The sequence below is a fragment of the Knoellia locipacati genome (genome assembly GCF_044791685.1).
GTDB classification, from domain to species: Bacteria; Actinomycetota; Actinomycetes; order Actinomycetales; family Dermatophilaceae; genus Knoellia; species Knoellia locipacati_A.
This window is the reverse complement of sequence record NZ_CP087730.1, coordinates 3317652-3338690: the sequence shown is the minus strand read 5'-3', so window position 1 is coordinate 3338690 and position 21039 is coordinate 3317652. Positions and strand designations below refer to the sequence as shown.

The following is a 21039-nucleotide window of genomic DNA, read 5'->3' as shown; positions in this document are numbered from 1 at the left end:
GCCATCGTGCACGCCTGCGCCGCCGGCGCCGGGTCAGGCGGGCGTGCGGCCGAGGTCGCCGAGGAGGTCGCGGGCATGCTCGCGCGCCGCGTCGCTCTCGCTGCCAGCCATCATCCTGGCGAGCTCGGTGACGCGCTCCTCCCCCACGACCTTGCGCACCCCGCTCCGAGTGACCTTGCCGTCGTCGGCCTTGGACACCACGAGGTGGTGGTCGGCGTGGGCCGCCACCTGGGCGAGGTGGGTGACGACGATGACCTGGGCCGTTGCGGCGAGCGCCGCGAGCCGGGCGCCGACGTCCAGCGCTGCCCGCCCGCCGACACCCGAGTCGACCTCGTCGAACACGAAGGTCGGCACCGACCGGGTGCTGTCGGCCTGGGCCGTCGCGACCTCGATCGCGAGCATCACGCGGGACAGCTCACCCCCGGAGGCGACCTTGCTCACGCTGCGTGGGGTGCCGCCGACGTTGGCGGCGAGCCCGATCTCGACGTCGTCGCCGCCGTGGGGCCCGAGGCGCCCCGGCTGCTCGACCCCGACGACCACCGTCGCCGATCCCATGGCGAGGTGCCCCAGCTCGTCACCGATGCGCTTGGACAGGGCCTTGGCCGCCTTGACGCGCGCAGCCGTGAGGGCGGCCGCGGCGGCAGTGCGATCACGGTCGAGCTGGGCGACCCGCTCCTCCAGGGCGGTGATGCGGTCGTCGTCACCCTCGAGCTCAAGCACGCGGCGGGCGGCCGACTCGCTCCACGCGAGCACCTCGTCGACCGTGTCGCCGTAGCTGCGCGTGAGGTCGGACAGTGCCGACCGGCGCTCCTGCACCCAGACGAGGCGACCGGGGTCGAGGTCGACGTCGGCGACGTAGGCGGCCAGGTCGGAGGCGAGGTCGGTCACCAGGTGCGACACCTCGACGAGGCGGCGCTCGAGCTCGGCCAGGGAGGGGTCGTTGGCGCTCACCTGGGCGAGCGCGGCGCGGGCGGACGCGAGGTCACCCATGACTCCCGCGCTGCCGCCGCCGATGGCGTCGTCGTCGCCGGCGAGGAGAGCCTGCGCCTGCGCCGACCCGGAGCGCAGCTCCTCGGCGTGGGCGAGGCGCTCGTCCTCGGTCCGCAGGCTGACGTCCTCACCGGGCTTCGGCTCGACGGCCTCGATGCGCTCCAGCCCGCGCTGGAGGAGGTCGAGCTCCTGGGCGCGGTCGCGGGCCGCGGAGCGCAGCGACTCGAGCTCGTTCGCGGCAGCCGCGTGGGCGGCATACACCGCGTCGTATGCCGTCCGCACCCGTCCCAGTGGCGCCCCACCGAAGGCGTCGAGCAGCTCGCGGTGCTCCTCGGGACGGCGAAGTCGCCACTGGTCGGCCTGTCCGTGGACGGCCACGAGGTGCTCGCCCAGCTCGCTCAGCACGCCGACGGGAGCGCTGCGGCCGCCGACGTGGGCGCGCGAACGTCCCTCCCCGCTGACCGAGCGCACGAGGACGAGGGTGTCGTCGACGTCGCCCCCGGCCTCCACCGCGCGGGCAGTGGCCGGGTGGTCGGCGGGGACGTCGAAGACGCCCTCGATGACGGCCCGGTCCGAGCCCTCGCGGACGAGGCCCGAGTCCGACCTCGCGCCGAGGAGCAGGCCGAGGCTCGTGACGACCATGGTCTTGCCGGCACCGGTCTCACCGGTCAGCACGGTCAGGCCCGGCCCGAACTCGATGACCGACTCATCGATGATGCCGAGATCCTTGATCCTGATCTCCTGGAGCATGCTCGGCTCAGCCCGCCTGGGGGTCGGAGCCGTTGGCCCGTCGGGCCGCACCGCGCCAGCCGTGCACCGAGAGGTCGAACTTCTCGACGAGGCGGTCGGTGAACGGGGAGGCCGTGAAGCGGGCCAGGCGCACCGGGTCGCTGCTGCGGTGCACCTGGATGCGGGCACCCGGCGGCAGGTCGACCGCGCGCCGCCCGTCGCACCAGACCACGCCAGAACCCTGGGTGCCGGGCACGACCTCGACGGCCAGCTGGCTCTCCGGCCCCACGACGAGCGGCCGGGCGAAGAGCGCGTGGGCACTGATGGGCACCAGCAGCAACGCCTCGACGTCGGGCCACACGACGGGGCCACCGGCCGAGAAGGCGTATGCCGTGGAGCCGGTCGGGGTGGCCATGACCACCCCGTCGCAGCCCCACGTGGAGAGCGGGCGTCCGTCGATCTCGACCGTGAGCTCGATCATCCGCTCGCGCGAGGCCTTCTCGACCGTGACCTCGTTGAGCGCCCAGCTCTCGAAGACGGTCTCACCGTCGTGGAAGGCCACGACCTCGAGGGTCATCCGGTCCTCGACCGCGTAGCTGCGCTCGACGATCCGCTCGACCGTGACGTCGAGGTCGTCCCGCTCGACCTCGGCGAGGAAGCCGACGTGTCCGAAGTTGACCCCGAGCAGCGGCACGCCGGACCCGCGCGACAGCTCTGCGGCGCGCAGGATCGAGCCGTCGCCACCGAGGATGCAGACGAGCTCGCAGCCGGCGGTCGGGTCGGCCGGGTCCGCGGCGACGAGGTCGGGTTGGCCCTCGAGCGGGGTGCCGAGGACCTCGTCGCTGAGGACCGCGACCGAGACCCCTGCCGACGTGAGCCGCTTGACGACGCCGAGGGCGTGGTCGTGGACCTCGGCACGCGAGGGGTGGACGACGAGCAGGATGCGGCGTGGCTGGCTCATGGTCGACCTCCCTTGCTCAGGCCCCGGACGGCTGCGGACAGGGCATCGGGGTCCATCGTGCCCGAGACCCCCGACCGTGCCCACAGGAGGTACTCCGTGTTGCCCTCTCCCCCGCTGATCGGACTGCGCTCCAGACCGTTGACGCCCAGGCCGGCGGCCTCGGCGGCGGTCAGGACGTCGGTGAGGGCCTGGCGACGGTGTCGTGGGTCGGTGACGATGCCGTTCTTGCTCAGCCGCCCTCGACCGACCTCGAACTGGGGCTTGACGAGGAGCACGACGTCGGCGCCGGGAGCGGCCAGCGCGGCGATGGGCGCGAGGACGAGGGTGAGCGAGATGAACGACAGGTCGCCGACGACGAGCTCGAAGGTGCCTCCGAGGTCCTCGGGCCTGACCTCCCGGATGGAGGTGCCGCTCCGCTCGGTCACGCGCGGGTCGTCGCGCAGCTCCGGGACGAGCTGGTCGTGACCGACGTCGAGTGCCACGACGTGGCCCGCACCCCGGGCCAGGAGGACCTGGGTGAAGCCACCGGTCGAGGCGCCGACGTCGAGACAGCGGCGCCCCTCGGCGTCGAGCCCGCGCGCGGCCCACGCGTCGAAGGCGTGCTCGAGCTTGTATGCCGCCCTCCCGACCCACCGCGGTCGGTCGTCCGAGACGACGATCGACGTCGTCTCGTCGGTGGGCTGGGCCGGCTTGGCAGCCGGGCGTCCGTCGACCGTGACGAGGGCACCCTCGATCAGCTCGCGAGCCTCACCGCGCGACCGGGCGAGCCCACGTCGGACGAGCTCGGCGTCGAGTCGGGCGATCTCAGCCCCCGAGGTCGCTCAGGCGACCCTGAAGGGTGCGCTGGACCTGCTCGCCCCGCTCGACCTGGGCGTCGAGGTCGTCCTCCGGCGCCTCGGCGAGGTCCCGGAGGGCGGCATCGATGACGAGGTCGCCCGTCTCCGGCGCCGGGGTGGCTGATGCTGCCCCGGGCGCCGGGGCGGGGCCCTCGTCGGCGACGTCCTCGGTCCGAGCCTCGGGGTCCGCAGCCTCGGTGACCTCGCCGTCCGCAACGGCCCCGACGTGCGCGGTGGGCTCACCGGGCGCTACCTGCTCGTGGGACTCGACCTGCAGCTCGTCGACTCCGTCCGGTCCCTCGTGTCGGTGCTCGCTCACGCGCCGCCCGCCGAGGACGTGGTGGAGCCGGCCGACGTGGAGGCGGTCTCGCTCGGGGTGCTCGTGGCAGCCGTCGATGTGGACGTCTTCTTGGCAGGAGCCTTCTTCGCCGTCGACGTCTTCTTCGCCGTCGAGCTCGCGGTGGAGGTCTTCTTGGCGGGAGCCTTCTTCGCCGTCGAGCTCGCGGCGGAGGCCCTCTTGGCCGGCGCCTTCTTCGCAGTCGAGTTCGCGGTGGAGGCCCTCTTGGCTGGCGCCTTCTTCGCCGTCGAGGCCTTCGTCGCGGTCGACGCAGACGTTGCCGACGTCTTGGCCGGCACCTTCTTGGCGGCAGACTTCGTGCTCGCGGACGTCTTCGCGGTGGTCGTCGTGGCCGGGGCCTTCTTCGCCGGCGCCTTCTTGGCCGTCAAGGACTTCCTCGCCGTCGACGTCTTGAGCGCCGACCGTGCCGGACGCCGGCTCGGAGCCGGTTCGCTCGCCGGGACGGCGTCGGCGACAGACCCACCTGCGGAGTCGGCGATCTTGGCCACGCCGGTCGCCGCACCCGCTGCCGCGCCCGACGCAGCTGCGCTCGAACGGCCCGACAGAGACGACGCGAGGTCCTCGACCTGCCCACGCAGCGACTGCACGGTGACAGCCATCGACGACAGCTCCTGCTGGAGGGTGGCCACGTCGAGACGACCGACTGCCTTGTCGACCTCGGAGCGCACCAGGGCGACCAGGTTCTTGCGGTTGGTGTTCGCAGCCGCGACGAGGTCGTCGGCGAGCTTGCTCGCCTGCTTCGTGACCTTCTTGGGCGACAGGTCATTGTTGGTGAGGGCGACGAACTCCGCCGCGGCCTCCTTGGCCGCGCTCCTCGTCATCTCGCCGAGTCCGGAGGCGAGCTCGACGTATCCCTTGATCGACCGCTGGGCCATGGATCCTCCTGTGAGTTCGTGGTGGTTCCGCCCCACGCTACTCGTCGGCGTGCCCACGCAGAGCCGAGTCACTCCGTGAGGGCTGCGAGTCCTTCTGGCAGCGGCCTGCTCACGTCGCCGGCCGAGGAGCCGTCACGTGCGGCCCACTCTTCGCGCAGTGCCGACGACGCGGGCTCGAGCGACTCGACCTCCTCGAGGAGCGCACGAAGGTCGGGCGCGATCCACGTCGGTCGGCTCTCGGGCGGCGCAGAGACCGCATCGTGCACACCGTGGACGCCACTGAGAACCAGCAAGGAGTCCATGCCGGCGTGGTGCGCTCCCTCGATGTCGGTCTCGAGCCGGTCACCGATCGCGAGCACCCGTTCGGGTGCGACACCGAGTCGCTCGGCACACATGAGGTAGAGCGGTTCGTCCGGCTTGCCCGCGACGAGGTCGGGGCCGCGACCCACGGCAGCACCCACGGCCAGCACGAGGGCGCCGTTGCCCGGTGCGAACCCCGAAGCGGTGGGCAACGTGTGGTCCGTGTTCGTCGCGAGCCAGAGGGCGCCCTGCTGGACGGCGTATGCCGCCTGGGCCAGGTCGTCCGCGGTCACGTCGCTGCCGTAGCCCTGAACCACGGCGGCCGGGTCGTCGGCCGCCGAGAACACGGGGACGTATCCCCTCTCGCGCAACGCCTCGGCCACGCCATCTCCCCCGACGGCGAGCACAGCGGCACCGACCGCGACGTGCCGGGTGAGCAGCCACGCCGCCGCCTGGCTGCTCGTGGCCACCGACGAGTCATCCACGTCGAGCCCCAGCCGACGCAGGTGCTCGCCCACCTCCGACGGGGGCCGGGATGCGTTGTTGGTGGCGTACTGGATCGGTATGCCGGCCACGGACAGGGACTCCACGGCATACGGCACTGCGGGGTCACCGCGGTAGACGACACCGTCGAGGTCGCAGACGATCGCGTCGTAGCGGTCGACGAGCCTCACTCGCGGACCTCGTCCTCCTCGTCGGCACCGTCGAGCAGGTCCGTCATGCTGACCCCGTCCAGCTCCTCGAGGCGTTCGACGGCGTCGGTCTCGTACTCGGTGTCGGCCTCGGCAGCCTTCTCGAACCACTCGCGAGCCTCGGCCGTCCGACCCAGGCCGAGCAGGGTGTCGGCGTAGGCGTAGGCCAGACGAGGTTGGTTCGACTTCTTCAGCTGCGGGATCTGCAGGGCGACGAGGGCGGCATCGGTCTGCCCGAGGTCGCGGCGGATGCCGGACACGACGATCGCCAGCTCCACCTTGTCCTGCGTGGGCAGCCGCCTGGCCTCCGGCGACTGCGCCAGGTCGAGGGCCCGCTCGTGGCGACCGAGCCCTCGCTCGCAGTCGACCATGAGGGGAATGAGGTGGTCCGAGCCGCTGATCCGGCGGACCGTGCGGAACTCACCCAGGGCGCGGGCGAAGTCACCGGTGCGGTAGGCCACCATGCCCAGCGCCTCCCGCGCAGCCGGCACGCGACCGGCACGACGGACCGCCGTCTCGGCGTGCGCCATCGCGCCGTCGAAGTCCTCGGCCTCGAGCAGGGCCGCCACCATGACGAGGTGCTGGGCCACGCCGTCGGCGTTCTCCTTGCTCAGGGTGCGCAGCTGGTGGTGGACCGAGCGGTCGAGCTCCTTGCCGGTGACCCCGTCAGGGATGCTCGGCTCCGGGCGCCGGGGACCCTTGGGCGCGAGGCGCGAACCGCCTCGCTGCTCCTGGTCACGGTCGACGCCGCCGCGGGTGGGTCGGCCCGTGTCCCGACGGTCGTCGCGACCGCCGCCACGGGGAGACCGGTCGTCCCGGCGATCGTCTCGCCGATCACCCCGGGCGGCACCACGCGGTGCACCGTCATCCTCACGGCGGGCTCCGCCGGTAGCACCGCGATCGTCTCGCTGCGGGCGACCGGCGCCCCGTGGGCCTCGGCCGCTGGCGTCGCGACCGCGCGAACCCTGGCCGCCGGGGCCGCCACGACGGGACTCGTCCCGCCCACCGTCACGACGTGGTCCACGGTTCTCGTCGGTCATCGAAAGCCTCCAGGCAGATCGGGCGGCGGACGTCGCCGCAGGAGCAGGTGCAGTCTAGGGGCCCCGGCACTCTGGCCGGCCGTGGTCGCCGTCGACCCGGTGTCCAGGGCTCCCGACCACAGGTGAATAAGGTCGGAAATGAGAAATGGCCCGCCGGGTGGGCGGGCCATTTCTGGAATGTTTGTCCGGCTGCGTCCTACTCTCCCACACCGTCACCAGTGCAGTACCATCGGCGCTGAAGGGCTTAGCTTCCGGGTTCGGAATGGAGCCGGGCGTTTCCCCTTCGCTATGACAGCCGAAACTCTATGGAGATGTCGGTGGTTCTTTCCCCCTGGTCACGTCGCACCGGGTTCGGTGGCGTGGTCGGGGGGTTCCCGACCGTATCTCGGGAACTGCACAGTGGACGCGAGCACAACAAAATCTTTTGGTGTGTATCAAGTTATCGGCTTATTAGTACCAGTCAGCTACATGCATTACTGCACTTCCACGTCTGGCCTATCAACCCAGTAGTCTAGCTGGGAGCCTCTCGGACACGAGGTCCATGGAAATCTCATCTTGAAGCGTGCTTCCCGCTTAGATGCTTTCAGCGGTTATCACTTCCGAACGTAGCTAATCAGCGGTGCTCTTGGCAGAACAACTGACACACCAGAGGTTCGTCCATCCCGGTCCTCTCGTACTAGGGACAGCCCTTCTCAAATTTCCTACGCGCACAGCGGATAGGGACCGAACTGTCTCACGACGTTCTAAACCCAGCTCGCGTACCGCTTTAATGGGCGAACAGCCCAACCCTTGGGAGAGACTCCACCCCCAGGATGCGACGAGCCGACATCGAGGTGCCAAACCATGCCGTCGATATGGACTCTTGGGCAAGATCAGCCTGTTATCCCCGGGGTACCTTTTATCCGTTGAGCGACGGCGCTTCCACAAGCCACCGCCGGGTCACTAGTTCCGACTTTCGTCCCTGCTCGACATGTCTGTCTCGCAGTCAAGCTCCCTTGTGCACTTACACTCAAAACCTGATTACCAACCAGGCTGAGGGAACCTTTGAGCGCCTCCGTTACCTTTTAGGAGGCAACCGCCCCAGTTAAACTACCCACCAGGCAATGTCCCTGATCCGGATCACGGACCGAGGTTAGATATCCAGAACGACCAGAGTGGTATTTCAACGTTGACTCCACCGACACTGGCGTGCCGGCTTCACAGTCTCCCACCTATCCTACACAAGCCGTACCGAACACCAATACCAAGCTATAGTAAAGGTCCCGGGGTCTTTCCGTCCTGCTGCGCGTAACGAGCATCTTTACTCGTAGTGCAATTTCGCCGAGTTCATGGTTGAGACAGTGGAGAAGTCGTTACGCCATTCGTGCAGGTCGGAACTTACCCGACAAGGAATTTCGCTACCTTAGGATGGTTATAGTTACCACCGCCGTTTACTGGGGCTTAAATTCTGAGCTTCGACCCCGAAGGATCTAACCCGTCCTCTTAACCTTCCAGCACCGGGCAGGCGTCAGTCCGTATACATCGTCTTGCGACTTAGCACGGACCTGTGTTTTTAGTAAACAGTCGCTTCTCCCTGGTCTCTGCGGCCGTTCGGGCTAGTTCGTGAAGAACTTCACCCTCTGGGCCCCCCTTCTCCCGAAGTTACGGGGGTATTTTGCCGAATTCCTTAACCATGATTCACTCGATCGCCTTGGTATTCTCTACCTAACCACCTGAGTCGGTTTGGGGTACGGGCGGCTCGAACCTCGCTAGAAGATTTTCTTGGCAGCATAGGATCACCCTGCTTCCCGCATTCGCGGTCACTATCAGGTCTCAGGACATGTGTGAGACGGATTTGCCTATCTCACTCCCTACACCCTTGGACGTGGACTACCATCGCCACGCGGAGGCTACCTTCCTGCGTCTCTCCATCGCTTGACTACTACCAGATCGGGTCGCGCGCTCCGCCCGCATCGGTCCGAAGACGTCAGCGGGTTTCAGGCGCTTAGCATCAAAAGGTTCGTCATGGGCGGTTCTTCGCCGGTTCCGGAATATCAACCGGATGTCCATCGACTACGCCTGTCGGCCTCGCCTTAGGTCCCGACTTACCCAGGGCAGATTAGCTTGACCCTGGAACCCTTGGTTATTCGGCGGACGGGTTTCTCGCCCGTCATTCGCTACTCATGCCTGCATTCTCACTCGTGTGGCCTCCACGGCTGGATCACTCCGCCGCTTCCCTGGCCACACGACGCTCCCCTACCCATCAACACGCTTGGACCACCAACCCGCAGGTGTGGTGGCCGGGCAATATGTCAATGCCACAGCTTCGGTGGTGTGCTTGAGCCCCGCTACATTGTCGGCGCGGAATCACTTGACCAGTGAGCTATTACGCACTCTTTAAAGGGTGGCTGCTTCTAAGCCAACCTCCTGGTTGTCAGTGCAACTCCACATCCTTTCCCACTTAGCACACGCTTTGGGACCTTAGCTGGTGGTCTGGGCTGTTTCCCTCTCGACTACGGAGCTTATCCCCCGCAGTCTCACTGCCACGCTCTCACTTACCGGCATTCGGAGTTTGGCTAACGTCAGTAACCTGGTGAGGCCCATCGGCTATCCAGTAGCTCTACCTCCGGTAAGAAACACGTGACGCTGCACCTAAATGCATTTCGGGGAGAACCAGCTATCACGGAGTTTGATTGGCCTTTCACCCCTACCCACAGCTCATCCCCTCAGTTTTCAACCTAAGTGGGTTCGGTCCTCCACGACGTCTTACCGTCGCTTCAACCTGGCCATGGGTAGATCACTCCGCTTCGGGTCTAGACCCAGCGACTCATTCGCCCTATTCGGACTCGCTTTCGCTACGGCTTCCCCACACGGGTTAACCTCGCCACTGAGCACTAACTCGCAGGCTCATTCTTCAAAAGGCACGCTGTCACCCCACAAGGAGGCTCCAACGGATTGTAGGCACACGGTTTCAGGATCTATTTCACTCCCCTCCCGGGGTACTTTTCACCTTTCCCTCACGGTACTTGTCCGCTATCGGTCACCAGGGAATATTTAGGCTTAGCGGGTGGTCCCGCCAGATTCACACGGGATTTCTCGGGCCCCGTGTTACTTGGGATAACTCTCTGAAGTTCACGATGTTTCGTCTACGGGGGTCGCACCCTCTGTGCCGGGCCATTCAATGCCCTTCGACTACACCGCGAATTTTTGACTCCATGCCGGGATGTCAGTCCCGGCCGAGAGGTCCCACGACCCCGTACCTGCAACGCCTGACAGCTATCACACAGATACGGTTTAGCCTCTTCCGCTTTCGCTCGCCACTACTCACGGAATCGCGGTTGCTTTCTCTTCCTGTGGGTACTGAGATGTTTCACTTCCCCACGTTCCCTCTACTCACCCTATGTGTTCAGATGAGAGTGACTGGACTTGCCTCCAGCCGGGTTTCCCCATTCGGAAATCCACGGATCACAGTCTGGTTATCGACTCCCCGTGGCTTATCGCAGATTCCTACGTCCTTCTTCGGTTCCTGGTGCCAAGGCATCCACCGTGCGCCCTTAAAAACTTGATACGCAAAGATAAAGATGCTCGCGTCCACTGTGTAGTTCTCAACATACGGGCGGCCCGCCACCTACGCTGCCATGCCTACCCGCTCCCCCATGAGGGAGCCAGCGGTTCACCAGCGGTGACGGTCCTGACCGGATACCGGCCTGAGTTTCGAGCTTGCGCCCGAGCCCTCAGGACCCAACAACGTGTCAGGCGCCGACCCACCCACCACCACGTTCCAACCACGACAAAAGCCGAGGTGTACTTGCGTGCGATGCACGAGACGACGCCAAATAATCGATGTTCCACCCTTGAGCACCTGCTGCCCCACAGTCGGGGACAGACCAGGCTCTGGACGCTTGCGCGCCAGTGCTCCTTAGAAAGGAGGTGATCCAGCCGCACCTTCCGGTACGGCTACCTTGTTACGACTTAGTCCCAATCGCCAGTCCCACCTTCGACGGCTCCCTCCACAAGGGTTGGGCCACCGGCTTCGGGTGTTACCGACTTTCGTGACTTGACGGGCGGTGTGTACAAGGCCCGGGAACGTATTCACCGCAGCGTTGCTGATCTGCGATTACTAGCGACTCCAACTTCATGGGGTCGAGTTGCAGACCCCAATCCGAACTGAGACCGGTTTTTTGGGATTCGCTCCACCTTGCGGTTTCGCAGCCCTTTGTACCGGCCATTGTAGCATGTGTGAAGCCCAAGACATAAGGGGCATGATGATTTGACCTCATCCCCACCTTCCTCCGAGTTGACCCCGGCAGTCTCCTATGAGTCCCCACCATCACGTGCTGGCAACATAGAACGAGGGTTGCGCTCGTTGCGGGACTTAACCCAACATCTCACGACACGAGCTGACGACAACCATGCACCACCTGTATACCGACCTTGCGGGGCACCCATCTCTGGATGTTTCCGGTATATGTCAAGCCTTGGTAAGGTTCTTCGCGTTGCATCGAATTAATCCACATGCTCCGCCGCTTGTGCGGGCCCCCGTCAATTCCTTTGAGTTTTAGCCTTGCGGCCGTACTCCCCAGGCGGGGAACTTAATGCGTTAGCTGCGGCACGGATCTCGTGGAATGAGACCCACACCTAGTTCCCAACGTTTACGGCATGGACTACCAGGGTATCTAATCCTGTTCGCTCCCCATGCTTTCGCTTCTCAGCGTCAGTAGTGGCCCAGAGACCTGCCTTCGCCATCGGTGTTCCTCCTGATATCTGCGCATTTCACCGCTACACCAGGAATTCCAGTCTCCCCTACCACACTCTAGTCTGCCCGTACCCACTGCAAGTCCGGGGTTGAGCCCCGGATTTTCACAGCAGACGCGACAAACCGCCTACAAGCTCTTTACGCCCAATAATTCCGGACAACGCTCGCACCCTACGTATTACCGCGGCTGCTGGCACGTAGTTAGCCGGTGCTTCTTCTGCAGGTACCGTCACTTGCGCTTCTTCCCTGCTGAAAGAGGTTTACAACCCGAAGGCCGTCATCCCTCACGCGGCGTCGCTGCATCAGGCTTTCGCCCATTGTGCAATATTCCCCACTGCTGCCTCCCGTAGGAGTCTGGGCCGTGTCTCAGTCCCAGTGTGGCCGGTCGCCCTCTCAGGCCGGCTACCCGTCATCGCCTTGGTGAGCCATTACCTCACCAACAAGCTGATAGGCCGCGAGTCCATCCCAGACCGAAAAACTTTCCAGACACTCACCATGCGGTGGCGTCTCGTATCCGGTATTAGACGCCGTTTCCAGCGCTTATTCCAGAGTCAGGGGCAGGTTACTCACGTGTTACTCACCCGTTCGCCACTGCTCACCCAAGAGCAAGCTCTCGAGATCACCGTTCGACTTGCATGTGTTAAGCACGCCGCCAGCGTTCGTCCTGAGCCAGGATCAAACTCTCCGTTGATGACTGCAATCCCCCACCCAAAAGGCGGAGAAAAACATTATCCCAAAAGGATGATTGAAAACCTGGCTGAGCAAGAACAACCAGCAAAAACTGCTGAATGATCATTGTCAACCAAAGGAAAAAAATTCGTTCGCCACGACAACAACACCACCCGAACGGGCAGCGCCACCATCGCCACGAGACGAGGTATTGGCATCGATTTTTGACACGCTGTTGAGTTCTCAAGGAACGGACGCACACCATCAACCAACCCAACAGGGCCAGCATCCAGGGCAACTGCTCAAACCTACCCACGGCCACACTTGGGCGTCAAACCCGGCCTCGTCCCTCTCAGGACCGCCGGATCCGACTGCGCTTGGATCTTCGCGGGGTACCAACCGTAGCAGCCTGTGGGCCGCGCTCCAAACCGGCGTTTCCGCTGGTCCTGACGGTCGGTCTCTCCCAACCGTCACACCTCGCGGCGTGACGCTGTCGCCGGCGTCTCCACCGTCTCGAGCTGTTGGGGCCAACCCCGGGACCGGCCTACTTCGTGCGGGGCCGTGGGCCCTGCGCAGTGGTGTCCGTTCCTCCCTCTCGGGCTGACATCGAGAACATTAGATGACGTCCGCAGCAGATTCCAAATCGGGCCCCGCCGACCACCGTGGGAACGGCGTCGCAGGGCCCGATTGCGGTGTGCGAGAGGCGTTCTAGCCCTTTCGACCCGCGGCCATCGACTTGCGGCCACGGCGCAGGATGACCACGGATCCGTGGAGGAAGTGCTCGTCCGACAGAGCGAGCTCCGGGTCGGTGACCTTCACGCCGTTGACCGATGCTCCGCCGTCGCCGATCGCCCGCCGCGCGGCGTTGCGGGACTCGACGAGCCCGACGGCGACGAGGGCGTCGGTCATCGTCATCCCCGGCGAGACCTCTCCCCCGGGCAGCTCCGCGGTGGCATCGCCCAGGGTGCGTGCGTCGAGGGCGGCGAGGTCACCCTTGCCGAAGAGCGCCTCGGACGCCGCCTGCACCGCCACGGTCGCCTCCGCCCCGTGCACCAGGGTCGTCACGTCAGCGGCGAGCGTCCGCTGCGCCGCCCGCCTGAAGGGCTCCTCCGCCACCTGTCGTTCGAGCTCGGCCACCTCGTCCCGGGTGCGGTCCGTGAAGATGCGCAGCAGCTTGACGACGGAGGCGTCCTCGACGTTGAGCCAGTACTGGTAGAAGGCGTAGGGGCTCGTCATGTCGGACGAGAGCCAGACGGCGTTGCCTTCGCTCTTGCCGAACTTGTTGCCGGCGGCGTCGGTGACGAGCGGCGTCGTCAGGAGGTGGACCGACTCCCCCTCGACCTTGTGGATGAGGTCGGACCCGGCGGTGAGGTTGCCCCACTGGTCCTGCCCACCTGTCTGGAGGGTGCACCCGTGCGCGCGGTAGAGCTCGAGGAAGTCGAGTCCCTGGAGGATCTGGTAGCTGAACTCGGTGTAGGAGATGCCCTCGTCGGAGTTGAGGCGGGCGGCGACCGCGTCCTTCTTGACCATCTGGTTGACCCGGAAGTGCTTGCCGATGTCGCGCAGGAAGTCGAGGGCCGTCATGGGGGCGGTCCAGTCGAGGTTGTTGACCATGATCGCGGCGTTCTCGCCCTCGAAGTCGAGGAAGGGCTGCACCTGCTGCTGGATCCGCCCGACCCACTCTGCGGTCTGCTCCTTGGTCTTGAGGACGCGTTCGGAGCTCGGCCGGGGGTCGCCGATGAGCCCGGTCGACCCACCCACGAGGCAGATCACCCGGTGGCCGGCGCGCTGGAGGTGGCGCAGCACGATGAGCTGGACGAGGTTGCCGAAGTGCAGGGAGGGTGCGGTGGGGTCGAAGCCGCAGTAGGCGGTGATCGGGCCCTGGGTCAGGGCGTCACGCAGCGCGCCCTCGTCGGTGGTCTGCGCCACGAGACCACGCCACTGCAGCTCGGCAAGGATGTCGTTCACGGGCGTCAGCCTGCCACGGCGAACTCGGTGGCCGACGCACCGCGTCGCCCTGTGGGATGTGAGGCGTGCCCGCTCCCGAGCTCCTACTCATGGCGACCTGGTTCTCCTCACCACGCGGACACGCCCTCGCACCCCTCGGCGCCAGGGCCGTCGCCCAGGCACTCGCGGACTGACAGACTGCGGCACATGGGTGAGCGGACGGCATACGAAGGGTTCATCGCGGGTCTGCCCAAGGCAGAGCTGCACGTGCACCACGTGGGCTCCGCCCGGCCGGAGACCGTCGCGCGGCTGGCCGAGCGACACCCCGACTCCGGTGTGCCACAGGGGATCGAGGCGCTGCGCGACTTCTACGTCTTCTCGGACTTCGCGCACTTCATCGACGTCTACCTCGCCGTCGTGTCGCTGCTCCGGACGCCCGAGGACATCCACCTCCTGACCTACGAGGTGGCCGAAGGCCTTGCGGCACAGCAGGTTCGCTATGCCGAGCTCACGATGACGCCGTTCACGAGTGTGCGCATGGGGATCCCGATCGAGGCCTACACAGAGGCGATCGAGGATGCCCGCCGAGCAGCCGAACGCGACCTCGGTGTGGTGCTCCGGTGGATCTACGACATCCCGGGCGAGGCCGGCCTCGCCTCCGCGGACGCGACCCTCGGCTACGCCATCGACCACGGGCCGGAGTCGCTCATCGGCTTCGGTCTGGGCGGTCCGGAGGTCCCACGCCCGCAGTTCAAGCCGCACTTCGACCGTGCTCGCGCAGCCGGACTCCGCTCGCTCCCCCACGCCGGCGAGTCGACCGACGCGCAGTCCGTCTGGGACGCTCTCGACGCCCTCGGGGCCGAGCGCATCGGTCACGGCATCCGGTCGATCGACGACCCGCGCCTCATCGAGCGCCTCGTCGCCGAAGGCATCCCCCTCGAGGTGTGCCCCACGTCGAACCTCGCCACCCGCTGCGTGGAGAGCCTCGAGGACCATCCCCTTCGCGCGCTGCGCGACGCCGGAGTCGTCGTCACCGTCAACAGCGACGACCCGCCGATGTTCGGCACCACCCTCAACCGGGAGTACGCCATCGCGGCAGACCTGCTCGACCTCGACGAGCGTGGTCTGGCCGACCTCGCGACGACGGCGGTCGACGTGAGCTGTGCGCCAGACGCCGTCAAGCAGCGCATCCGCGCGGAGATCAGCGCGTACGTCGGCGAGTGACCCCGGGCCGGTAGGCGCTCACGCTCGGCTCCCCGTCGAGCCAGAACCGATAGGGGTATGCCGTCCCGTCGCCTCCCGGCCCGCTCACCCCGACACGTGGTCCGGTGCGGATCCGCGCGCGGTCGACCGCCTCGGCCGGTGGCTCGAACCGCACCGCACCCCCGTCGCAGACGTCGGCGCCGTCGTGCGACCGGTCGATCGCCAGCGTGGAGGTGAGCCGGGCCGGACCACGTGCCCAGTCGCGCGGTCGGACCCCTGCCCGACGCGCCGCGGCCACGTCGTGACCCTCGACCACCTCACCGGCCCGCAGCAGCACCGCCGCCGCACTCCCCTCGTCGCCGCAGACCACGTTGGCGCACCAGTGCATGCCGTAGCTGAAGTAGACGTAGAGGTGACCGGCCATGCCGAACATCACCTCCGTGCGCGGCGTCCGTCCCCGGTAGGCGTGGGACCCCGGGTCCGTGCCCTCGCCGGTGTAGGCCTCGACCTCCGTGAGCCTCACGGTGACCCCGCCGTGGGTGAGTCGGCACCCGAGCAGCTCGGGCGCCACGACCGGCGCGGGACGGGCGAAGAACGCCCGCTCCAGCCTCACCGGACGACGGGCAGCGACGTCGCCCAGGCACGGGCCTCGTCGCGCTGAGTCTCGACCCTCGCCAGCTGCTCGGCAACGCGAGCCGGCGCCGTGCCGCCCTTGGCGTCCCTCGAGGCCAGGGAGCCGTCGACGGACAGGACGTCGCGCACGCCGGGTGTGAGGTGCTCGGAGATGCCGGACAGGTCGTCGTCGGAGAGGTCCCACAGCTCGATCCCCCGTGACTCGCAGACCCGGACGCACTCCCCCGCCACCTCGTGGGCGACGCGGAACGGCACACCCTCGCGGACCAGCCACTCGGCGATGTCGGTGGCGAGGGAGAAGCCCTGTGGCGCAAGGGACTCGAGGCGCTCGGTGTCGAACACGAGGGTGTCGACCATGCCGCTGAAGGCAGGGAGGAGGACCTCGAGCGTGTCGATGGAGTCGAAGACCGGCTCCTTGTCCTCCTGCAGGTCACGGTTGTAGGCCAGCGGCAGGCCCTTGAGCGTGGTGAGGAGTCCGGTCAAGTTGCCCACGAGCCGGCCGGCCTTCCCGCGCGCGAGCTCGGCGACGTCAGGGTTCTTCTTCTGCGGCATGATGCTCGACCCAGTCGAGTAGGCGTCGTCGAGGGTGACGAAGCCGAACTCCTTGGTCGCCCAGAGGATGACCTCCTCGGCGATCCGCGACAGGTCGACGGCGACCATCGTCGTCACAAACGCGAACTCGGCCACGACGTCCCTCGCCGCAGTGCCGTCGATCGAGTTCTCGACGGCGCCGGCGAAGCCCAGGTCGGCCGCGACGGCCTCCGGGTCGAGCCCGAGCGAGCTGCCCGCGAGGGCGCCCGAGCCGTAGGGGCTGAGAGAAGCCCGCGCGTCCCAGTCACGCAACCGCTCCACGTCACGCAGCAGCGGCCACGCGTGGGCCAGCAGGTGGTGGGCGAGCAGCACCGGCTGCGCGTGCTGGAGGTGGGTGCGGCCGGGCATGGCGACGCCGGGGTGGCGCCCGGCCTGGGCGACCAGCGCGTCGACGACGTCGACGACGAGCCCTGCGACCGTGCGGGCGTGCTCCCGCAGGTACATGCGGACCAGCGTCGCGACCTGGTCGTTGCGCGAGCGGCCGGCCCGGAGACGACCACCGACGTCGGCGCCGGCGCGCTCGATGAGGCCACGCTCGAGGGCGGTGTGGACGTCCTCGTCGTCCGGGCCCGGGGCGAAGGTGCCCGACTCCACGTCGGCCGCGAGCCGGTCGAGCGCGGCGAGCATGGTCGCGAGGTCGTCGTCGGCGAGCAGCCCGGCGCCGTGCAGCACCCGGGCGTGGGCACGCGACCCGGCGATGTCGTGCAGCGCGAGCCGCCAGTCGAAGTGCGTCGACCGCGACAGCTCGGCGAGAGCGTCGGCCGGGCCGCCGCTGAAGCGACCTCCCCACAGGCTCAGACCGGCCTGCTGCGTCTTGTCGCCAACGTGCTCGCCTGCGTGCTCGCTCACGCGTTCTCCCTCCGGGTGTAGCCCATGAGCCTGGCGGCGACCTTGCGCGACGCCGCGGCTCCTGTCGTGATGATCATGATGGTGTCGTCTCCCGCGATCGTGCCGACCACGCCGGGGACACTCGTGTGGTCGATGGCCGAGGCCAGGAAGTTCGCCGCCCCGGGCGGGGTGCGCAGCACGACGAGGTTGACGGAGACCTCGGCCGAGACGAGGAGCTCGTGACAGCGCTGGGCCAGCCGGCTCGACGTCTCCTCCTCGTCCGGAGCGACGCGGACGGTGCGGTCGCCGCCCTCGCCGGGGACGGCATACACGAGGTTCTTGCCGACACGGACCTTCTCGGCACCGACGTCGACGAGGTCTCGCGACAGGGTCGCCTGGGTGACGTCGATCCCGTCCTGACCCAGGATGCCGAGCAGCTCGGTCTGCGAACGGACCGGACGGCTCGAGAGGATCTCGACGATGCGGCGCTGGCGTCCGGTGCGGCTGGACGAGACGGTCATCGGCCCAGTCCCCCGCTCTTCTCGAGGAGCCAGGACAGCACGGCCTTCTGCGCGTGCAGCCGGTTCTCGGACTCGTCCCAGACGACCGACTGCGGTCCGTCGATGACGGAGGCGTCGACCTCGAAGCCGCGGTAGGCGGGCAGGCAGTGGAGGAAGATCGCGTCCGGCTTGGCCTTCGCCATGAGCTCGGCACTCACGGCATACGGGGCGAAGGGGCTCGCCGAGCCCTGACGGGACTTCTTCTCCTTCTCGAAGCCCATCGAGACCCAGGTGTCCGTCGCGACGACGTCGGCCCCGGTCACGGCCTCGGCGGGGTCCTCGACGACCGTCACCGAGCCACCCGTCGTCGCCGCGATCTCGGCAGCGCGGGCCAGCAGCGGCGGCGACGGCTGGTAGTCGGCAGGCGTGCCGACGCGGACGTGGAGGCCCGACATCGCCATGCCCAGCAGGTAGCTGTGGCTCATGTTGTTGGCGCCGTCGCCGACGTAGGCGAAGGTCAGCCCCGCGAGGGTCCCCTTGTGCTCCTTGATCGTGAGGAGGTCGGCGAGGATCTGGCAGGGATGGAACTCGTCGGTCAGGGCGTTGACGACGGGCACGCTCGAGTGCGCGGCCATCTCCTCGATGCGCTCCTGACCGTAGGTGCGCCACACGATGACCTTGGCCTCGCGCGTGAGCACCCGGGCGACGTCGGCGATCGACTCACGCACACCGACCTGCGCGAGCTTGCCGTCGATGACGAGGGGGAAGCCGCCGAGGTGGGCGATCGCGGCGGCGAAGGACACCTGGGTGCGCAGCGTCTGCTTGTCGAAGAGCACCGCGACGACCTCGGGCCCCTCGAGGCTCCGGTCGCTGAACGGACGCGCCTTGATGGCCGCGGCGCGCTCGAGGATCTCTGCCTGCTCGGCCGGGGTGACGTCGTCGTCCCGGAGGAAGTGCCTGGGCGTGGTGGTCATGAGTTCGACTCCTTGGCGGTGGCGATGAGCGAGGGAAGGGCGGCGACGAAGAGGTCGAGCTCCTCGGCGGTGACGACGAGCGGTGGGACGAGCCGGATGGCGTCCGGCGCGACGGCGTTGACGAGGAAGCCCGCCTCGCGGGCCGCTGCGGCGATGTCGGCAGAGAGGTCCGAGCGCAGGACGATCGCCCGCAGCAGCCCCCGGCCCCGGACGCCGACGATGTCGGGGTGCTCGAGTGCCGCGACGGCCGCCACGAGGTGCTCTCCCATCGCCGTGACGTGCCCGAGCAGCTGCTCGGACTCGATCGTCGAGAGCACGCTGAGCCCGGCGGCCGCGACGAGCGGGTTGCCGCTGAACGTCGAGCCGTGCTGGCCGGCGGTGAGGAGACCGGTGACGTGGGCGCCGAAGGTCACGAGGGCTCCGATGGGGAGGCCTCCGCCGAGCCCCTTGGCGAGGGTGATCGCGTCCGGGACGATCCCGCTCTCCTGGAACCCGAACCAGTCGCCGGTGCGACCGATGCCGGTCTGGACCTCGTCGATGACGAGCAGCGCACCCGCCGCCGTGGTCACCTCACGGGCGGCACGCAGGTATGCCGGGTCGGCGACGACCGCTCCCGCCTCACCCTGGACCGGCTCGAGCACGACGGCTGCGGTGTCCGTCGTGACAGCGCCGCGCAGGGCGTCGATGTCGTTGTTGGGCACGTGGGTGACGTCGGGGATGAGGGGCGCGAAGGGCTCGCGGTAGGCGGCCTTGTGCGTCAGGGCGAGGGCCCCCGTGGTGCGGCCGTGGAAGGCGCCCTCGGCGGCGACGATGCCCGTGCGGCCGGTGCGCCGGGACAGCTTGATGGCGCCCTCGACCGCCTCGGCACCGGAGTTGGCGAAGAACACCCCGGAGCCCTCGGGCGCGCCGGCGATGGCGAGCAACCGCTCGGCGAGCTCGATCTGGACGCGTGAGGTGTAGAAGTTCGAGATGTGCGCCATCTCGCCGATCTGCTTGGAGACCGCTGCGACGAGGGCTGGGTGGTTGTGCCCCAGCGCGTTGACCGCGATCCCGCCGACGAGGTCGAGGTAGCGCTTGCCGTCGGTGTCCCACACCCAGGGACCGGCGCCACGCTCGAGGACGAGCTGCGGAGTCCCGAAGACGGGGATGAGCGAGTGGGCGTAGCGGTCGAGCAGCTCGGGCTGGCTTCCGGTGCCGCTGGGGGTGCTCGTGCGGGGTCCCCGCGAAGTATTGGAGGAGCGAAGCGGGGCGGGTCCCACGTTCGGCGTGGGCGAACTTCGTGGGGTGTTCATGCGTCCTCCTCGATGAGGGTGCCGATGCCCGCCGAGGTGAAGACCTCGAGGAGCAGCGAGTGCGGTTCGCGGCCGTCGATAACGTGGGCCTGCGGGACGCCGTCCTCGACGGCCCGGATGCAGGCCTCGAGCTTGGGGATCATCCCGGAGTCGACGCGGGTCAGCAGCTCGCGCGCCTGGCTCAGGGGCAGGGTCGAGAGCAGGGAGGACCGGTCGGGCCACGCGGCATACACGCCCTCGACGTCCGTGAGGACGACGAGCTTGCGCGCGCCGAGAGCGGCTGCTAGCGCAGCGGCCGCGGTGTCGGCGTTGACGTTGAGGACCTGGCCGTCGTGGTCGAGGTCCGGGGCGATCGTGGACACGACGGGGATGCGGCCGGCGTCGAGCAGGTCGACGACCGCCTTCGTGTTGACCGAGACGACGTCGCCGACGAGCCCGAGGTCCTCCTCGACTCCATCCACGACGACCCCCCGACGGCGGGCGCCGAAGAGGGCGCCGTCCTCTCCGGAGAGCCCTACGGCCAGTGGTCCGTGCTGGTTGAGCAGGCCGACGAGCTCGCGACCGACTTGGCCGGTGAGGACCATGCGCACGACGTCCATGACCTCGGGGGTGGTGACGCGCAGACCGCCCTTGAACTCGCTCTCGAGCCCGAGCCGGTCGAGCATCGCCTTGATCTGGGGACCGCCGCCGTGGACGACGACGGGGCGCAGTCCGGCATACCGGAGGAAGGCGATGTCCTGTGCGAAGGCGAGCTTGAGCTCGTCGTCGACCATGGCGTTGCCGCCGTACTTGACGACGACGAGCGCACCGCGGAACGCCTCGAGCCACGGCAGTGCCTCGACGAGGGTGCTCGCCTTGAGCCGGGTCAGGTCGTCGATCACGGGGA

General features: G+C 67.7%; 15 protein-coding genes and 3 rRNA genes. 1 reads left to right on the top strand and 17 read right to left on the bottom strand.

The features are described 5' to 3' along the window. Positions 1–33 precede the first annotated feature (33 nt). From recN to tyrS, 11 genes are all read right to left on the bottom strand, one after another. Positions 34–1740 carry a DNA repair protein RecN gene (gene recN, locus LL946_RS15655; RefSeq protein ID WP_404382250.1) on the bottom strand — a complete coding sequence of 569 codons (1707 nt, stop codon included), beginning with the start codon at positions 1738–1740 and terminating at the stop codon, positions 34–36. A gap of 7 nt (positions 1741–1747) precedes the next feature. Beyond that, complete coding sequence (locus LL946_RS15650) at positions 1748–2680, bottom strand: NAD kinase (RefSeq protein WP_404382248.1); 933 nt, start codon at positions 2678–2680, stop codon at positions 1748–1750. Continuing rightward, on the bottom strand, positions 2677–3483 hold the full coding sequence (locus tag LL946_RS15645; protein WP_404386927.1) for a TlyA family RNA methyltransferase: 807 nt from the start codon (positions 3481–3483) through the stop codon (positions 2677–2679). The genes LL946_RS15650 and LL946_RS15645 overlap by 4 nt, the downstream gene beginning before the upstream one ends. A 1-nt stretch (position 3484) precedes the next feature. Further along, positions 3485–3835: a hypothetical protein gene (locus tag LL946_RS15640; protein ID WP_404382246.1), complete on the bottom strand. Its 351-nt coding sequence runs from the start codon at positions 3833–3835 to the stop codon at positions 3485–3487. Beyond that, positions 3832–4749 carry a hypothetical protein gene (locus LL946_RS15635; protein WP_404382244.1) on the bottom strand — a complete coding sequence of 306 codons (918 nt, stop codon included), beginning with the start codon at positions 4747–4749 and terminating at the stop codon, positions 3832–3834. Before LL946_RS15635 ends, LL946_RS15640 begins: the two co-directional genes overlap by 4 nt. A 68-nt stretch (positions 4750–4817) precedes the next feature. After that, positions 4818–5723: an HAD-IIA family hydrolase gene (locus tag LL946_RS15630; protein WP_404382242.1), complete on the bottom strand. Its 906-nt coding sequence runs from the start codon at positions 5721–5723 to the stop codon at positions 4818–4820. Continuing rightward, positions 5720–6781, bottom strand: a complete 1062-nt coding sequence (locus LL946_RS15625) for a tetratricopeptide repeat protein (RefSeq protein WP_404382240.1) — start codon at positions 6779–6781, stop codon at positions 5720–5722. Before LL946_RS15625 ends, LL946_RS15630 begins: the two co-directional genes overlap by 4 nt. 183 nt (positions 6782–6964) lie before the next feature. Then, positions 6965–7081: ribosomal RNA gene (gene rrf / locus LL946_RS15620) — 5S ribosomal RNA — on the bottom strand. 130 nt (positions 7082–7211) lie between these two features. Further along, positions 7212–10328 (bottom strand): 23S ribosomal RNA (locus LL946_RS15615). A gap of 355 nt (positions 10329–10683) precedes the next feature. Continuing rightward, positions 10684–12207 (bottom strand): 16S ribosomal RNA (locus LL946_RS15610). Together the 16S, 23S and 5S rRNA genes form the textbook arrangement of a ribosomal RNA operon. Positions 12208–12893: 686 nt before the next feature. Continuing rightward, complete coding sequence (tyrS, locus tag LL946_RS15605; protein ID WP_404382238.1) at positions 12894–14153, bottom strand: tyrosine--tRNA ligase; 1260 nt, start codon at positions 14151–14153, stop codon at positions 12894–12896. 186 nt (positions 14154–14339) lie between these two features. Here tyrS and LL946_RS15600 point away from each other — a divergent pair, with 186 nt between their 5' ends. After that, positions 14340–15356 carry an adenosine deaminase gene (locus LL946_RS15600; protein WP_404382236.1) on the top strand — a complete coding sequence of 339 codons (1017 nt, stop codon included), beginning with the start codon at positions 14340–14342 and terminating at the stop codon, positions 15354–15356. Here the strand turns inward: LL946_RS15600 and LL946_RS15595 are convergent. Genes LL946_RS15595 through argB form a run of 6 tightly spaced genes read right to left on the bottom strand, consistent with a single transcriptional unit; the run spans position 15334 to position 21034 of the window. Continuing rightward, positions 15334–15948: a DNA-3-methyladenine glycosylase gene (locus tag LL946_RS15595; RefSeq protein ID WP_404382234.1), complete on the bottom strand. Its 615-nt coding sequence runs from the start codon at positions 15946–15948 to the stop codon at positions 15334–15336. The genes LL946_RS15600 and LL946_RS15595 overlap by 23 nt on opposite strands. Next, entirely contained in the window at positions 15945–17408 is a 1464-nt protein-coding gene (gene argH / locus LL946_RS15590) for an argininosuccinate lyase (protein WP_404382232.1), read from the bottom strand. Before argH ends, LL946_RS15595 begins: the two co-directional genes overlap by 4 nt. After that, a complete protein-coding gene (locus LL946_RS15585; RefSeq protein WP_404382230.1) occupies positions 17405–17908 on the bottom strand; it encodes an arginine repressor in 504 nt (167 codons plus the stop codon). The genes argH and LL946_RS15585 overlap by 4 nt, the downstream gene beginning before the upstream one ends. Beyond that, complete coding sequence (gene argF / locus LL946_RS15580) at positions 17905–18861, bottom strand: ornithine carbamoyltransferase (protein ID WP_404382228.1); 957 nt, start codon at positions 18859–18861, stop codon at positions 17905–17907. The genes LL946_RS15585 and argF overlap by 4 nt, the downstream gene beginning before the upstream one ends. Beyond that, complete coding sequence (locus LL946_RS15575) at positions 18858–20153, bottom strand: acetylornithine transaminase (RefSeq protein WP_404382227.1); 1296 nt, start codon at positions 20151–20153, stop codon at positions 18858–18860. Before LL946_RS15575 ends, argF begins: the two co-directional genes overlap by 4 nt. Then, complete coding sequence (argB, locus tag LL946_RS15570) at positions 20150–21034, bottom strand: acetylglutamate kinase (RefSeq protein ID WP_404382225.1); 885 nt, start codon at positions 21032–21034, stop codon at positions 20150–20152. Before argB ends, LL946_RS15575 begins: the two co-directional genes overlap by 4 nt. Positions 21035–21039: the final 5 nt, after the last annotated feature.

Excerpts from the sequence above, each read along its gene's own strand:
- LL946_RS15585 (WP_404382230.1), bottom strand. The coding sequence starts at position 17,908 with ATGACCGTCTCGTCCAGCCGCACCGGACGCCAGCGCCGCATCGTCGAG.
- LL946_RS15650 (WP_404382248.1), bottom strand. The coding sequence starts at position 2,680 with ATGAGCCAGCCACGCCGCATCCTGCTCGTCGTCCACCCCTCGCGTGCC.
- LL946_RS15600 (WP_404382236.1), top strand. The coding sequence starts at position 14,340 with ATGGGTGAGCGGACGGCATACGAAGGGTTCATCGCGGGTCTGCCCAAG.
- recN (WP_404382250.1), bottom strand. The coding sequence starts at position 1,740 with ATGCTCCAGGAGATCAGGATCAAGGATCTCGGCATCATCGATGAGTCG.
- LL946_RS15635 (WP_404382244.1), bottom strand. The coding sequence starts at position 4,749 with ATGGCCCAGCGGTCGATCAAGGGATACGTCGAGCTCGCCTCCGGACTC.
- argF (WP_404382228.1), bottom strand. The coding sequence starts at position 18,861 with ATGACCACCACGCCCAGGCACTTCCTCCGGGACGACGACGTCACCCCG.
- LL946_RS15625 (WP_404382240.1), bottom strand. The coding sequence starts at position 6,781 with ATGACCGACGAGAACCGTGGACCACGTCGTGACGGTGGGCGGGACGAG.
- LL946_RS15575 (WP_404382227.1), bottom strand. The coding sequence starts at position 20,153 with ATGAACACCCCACGAAGTTCGCCCACGCCGAACGTGGGACCCGCCCCG.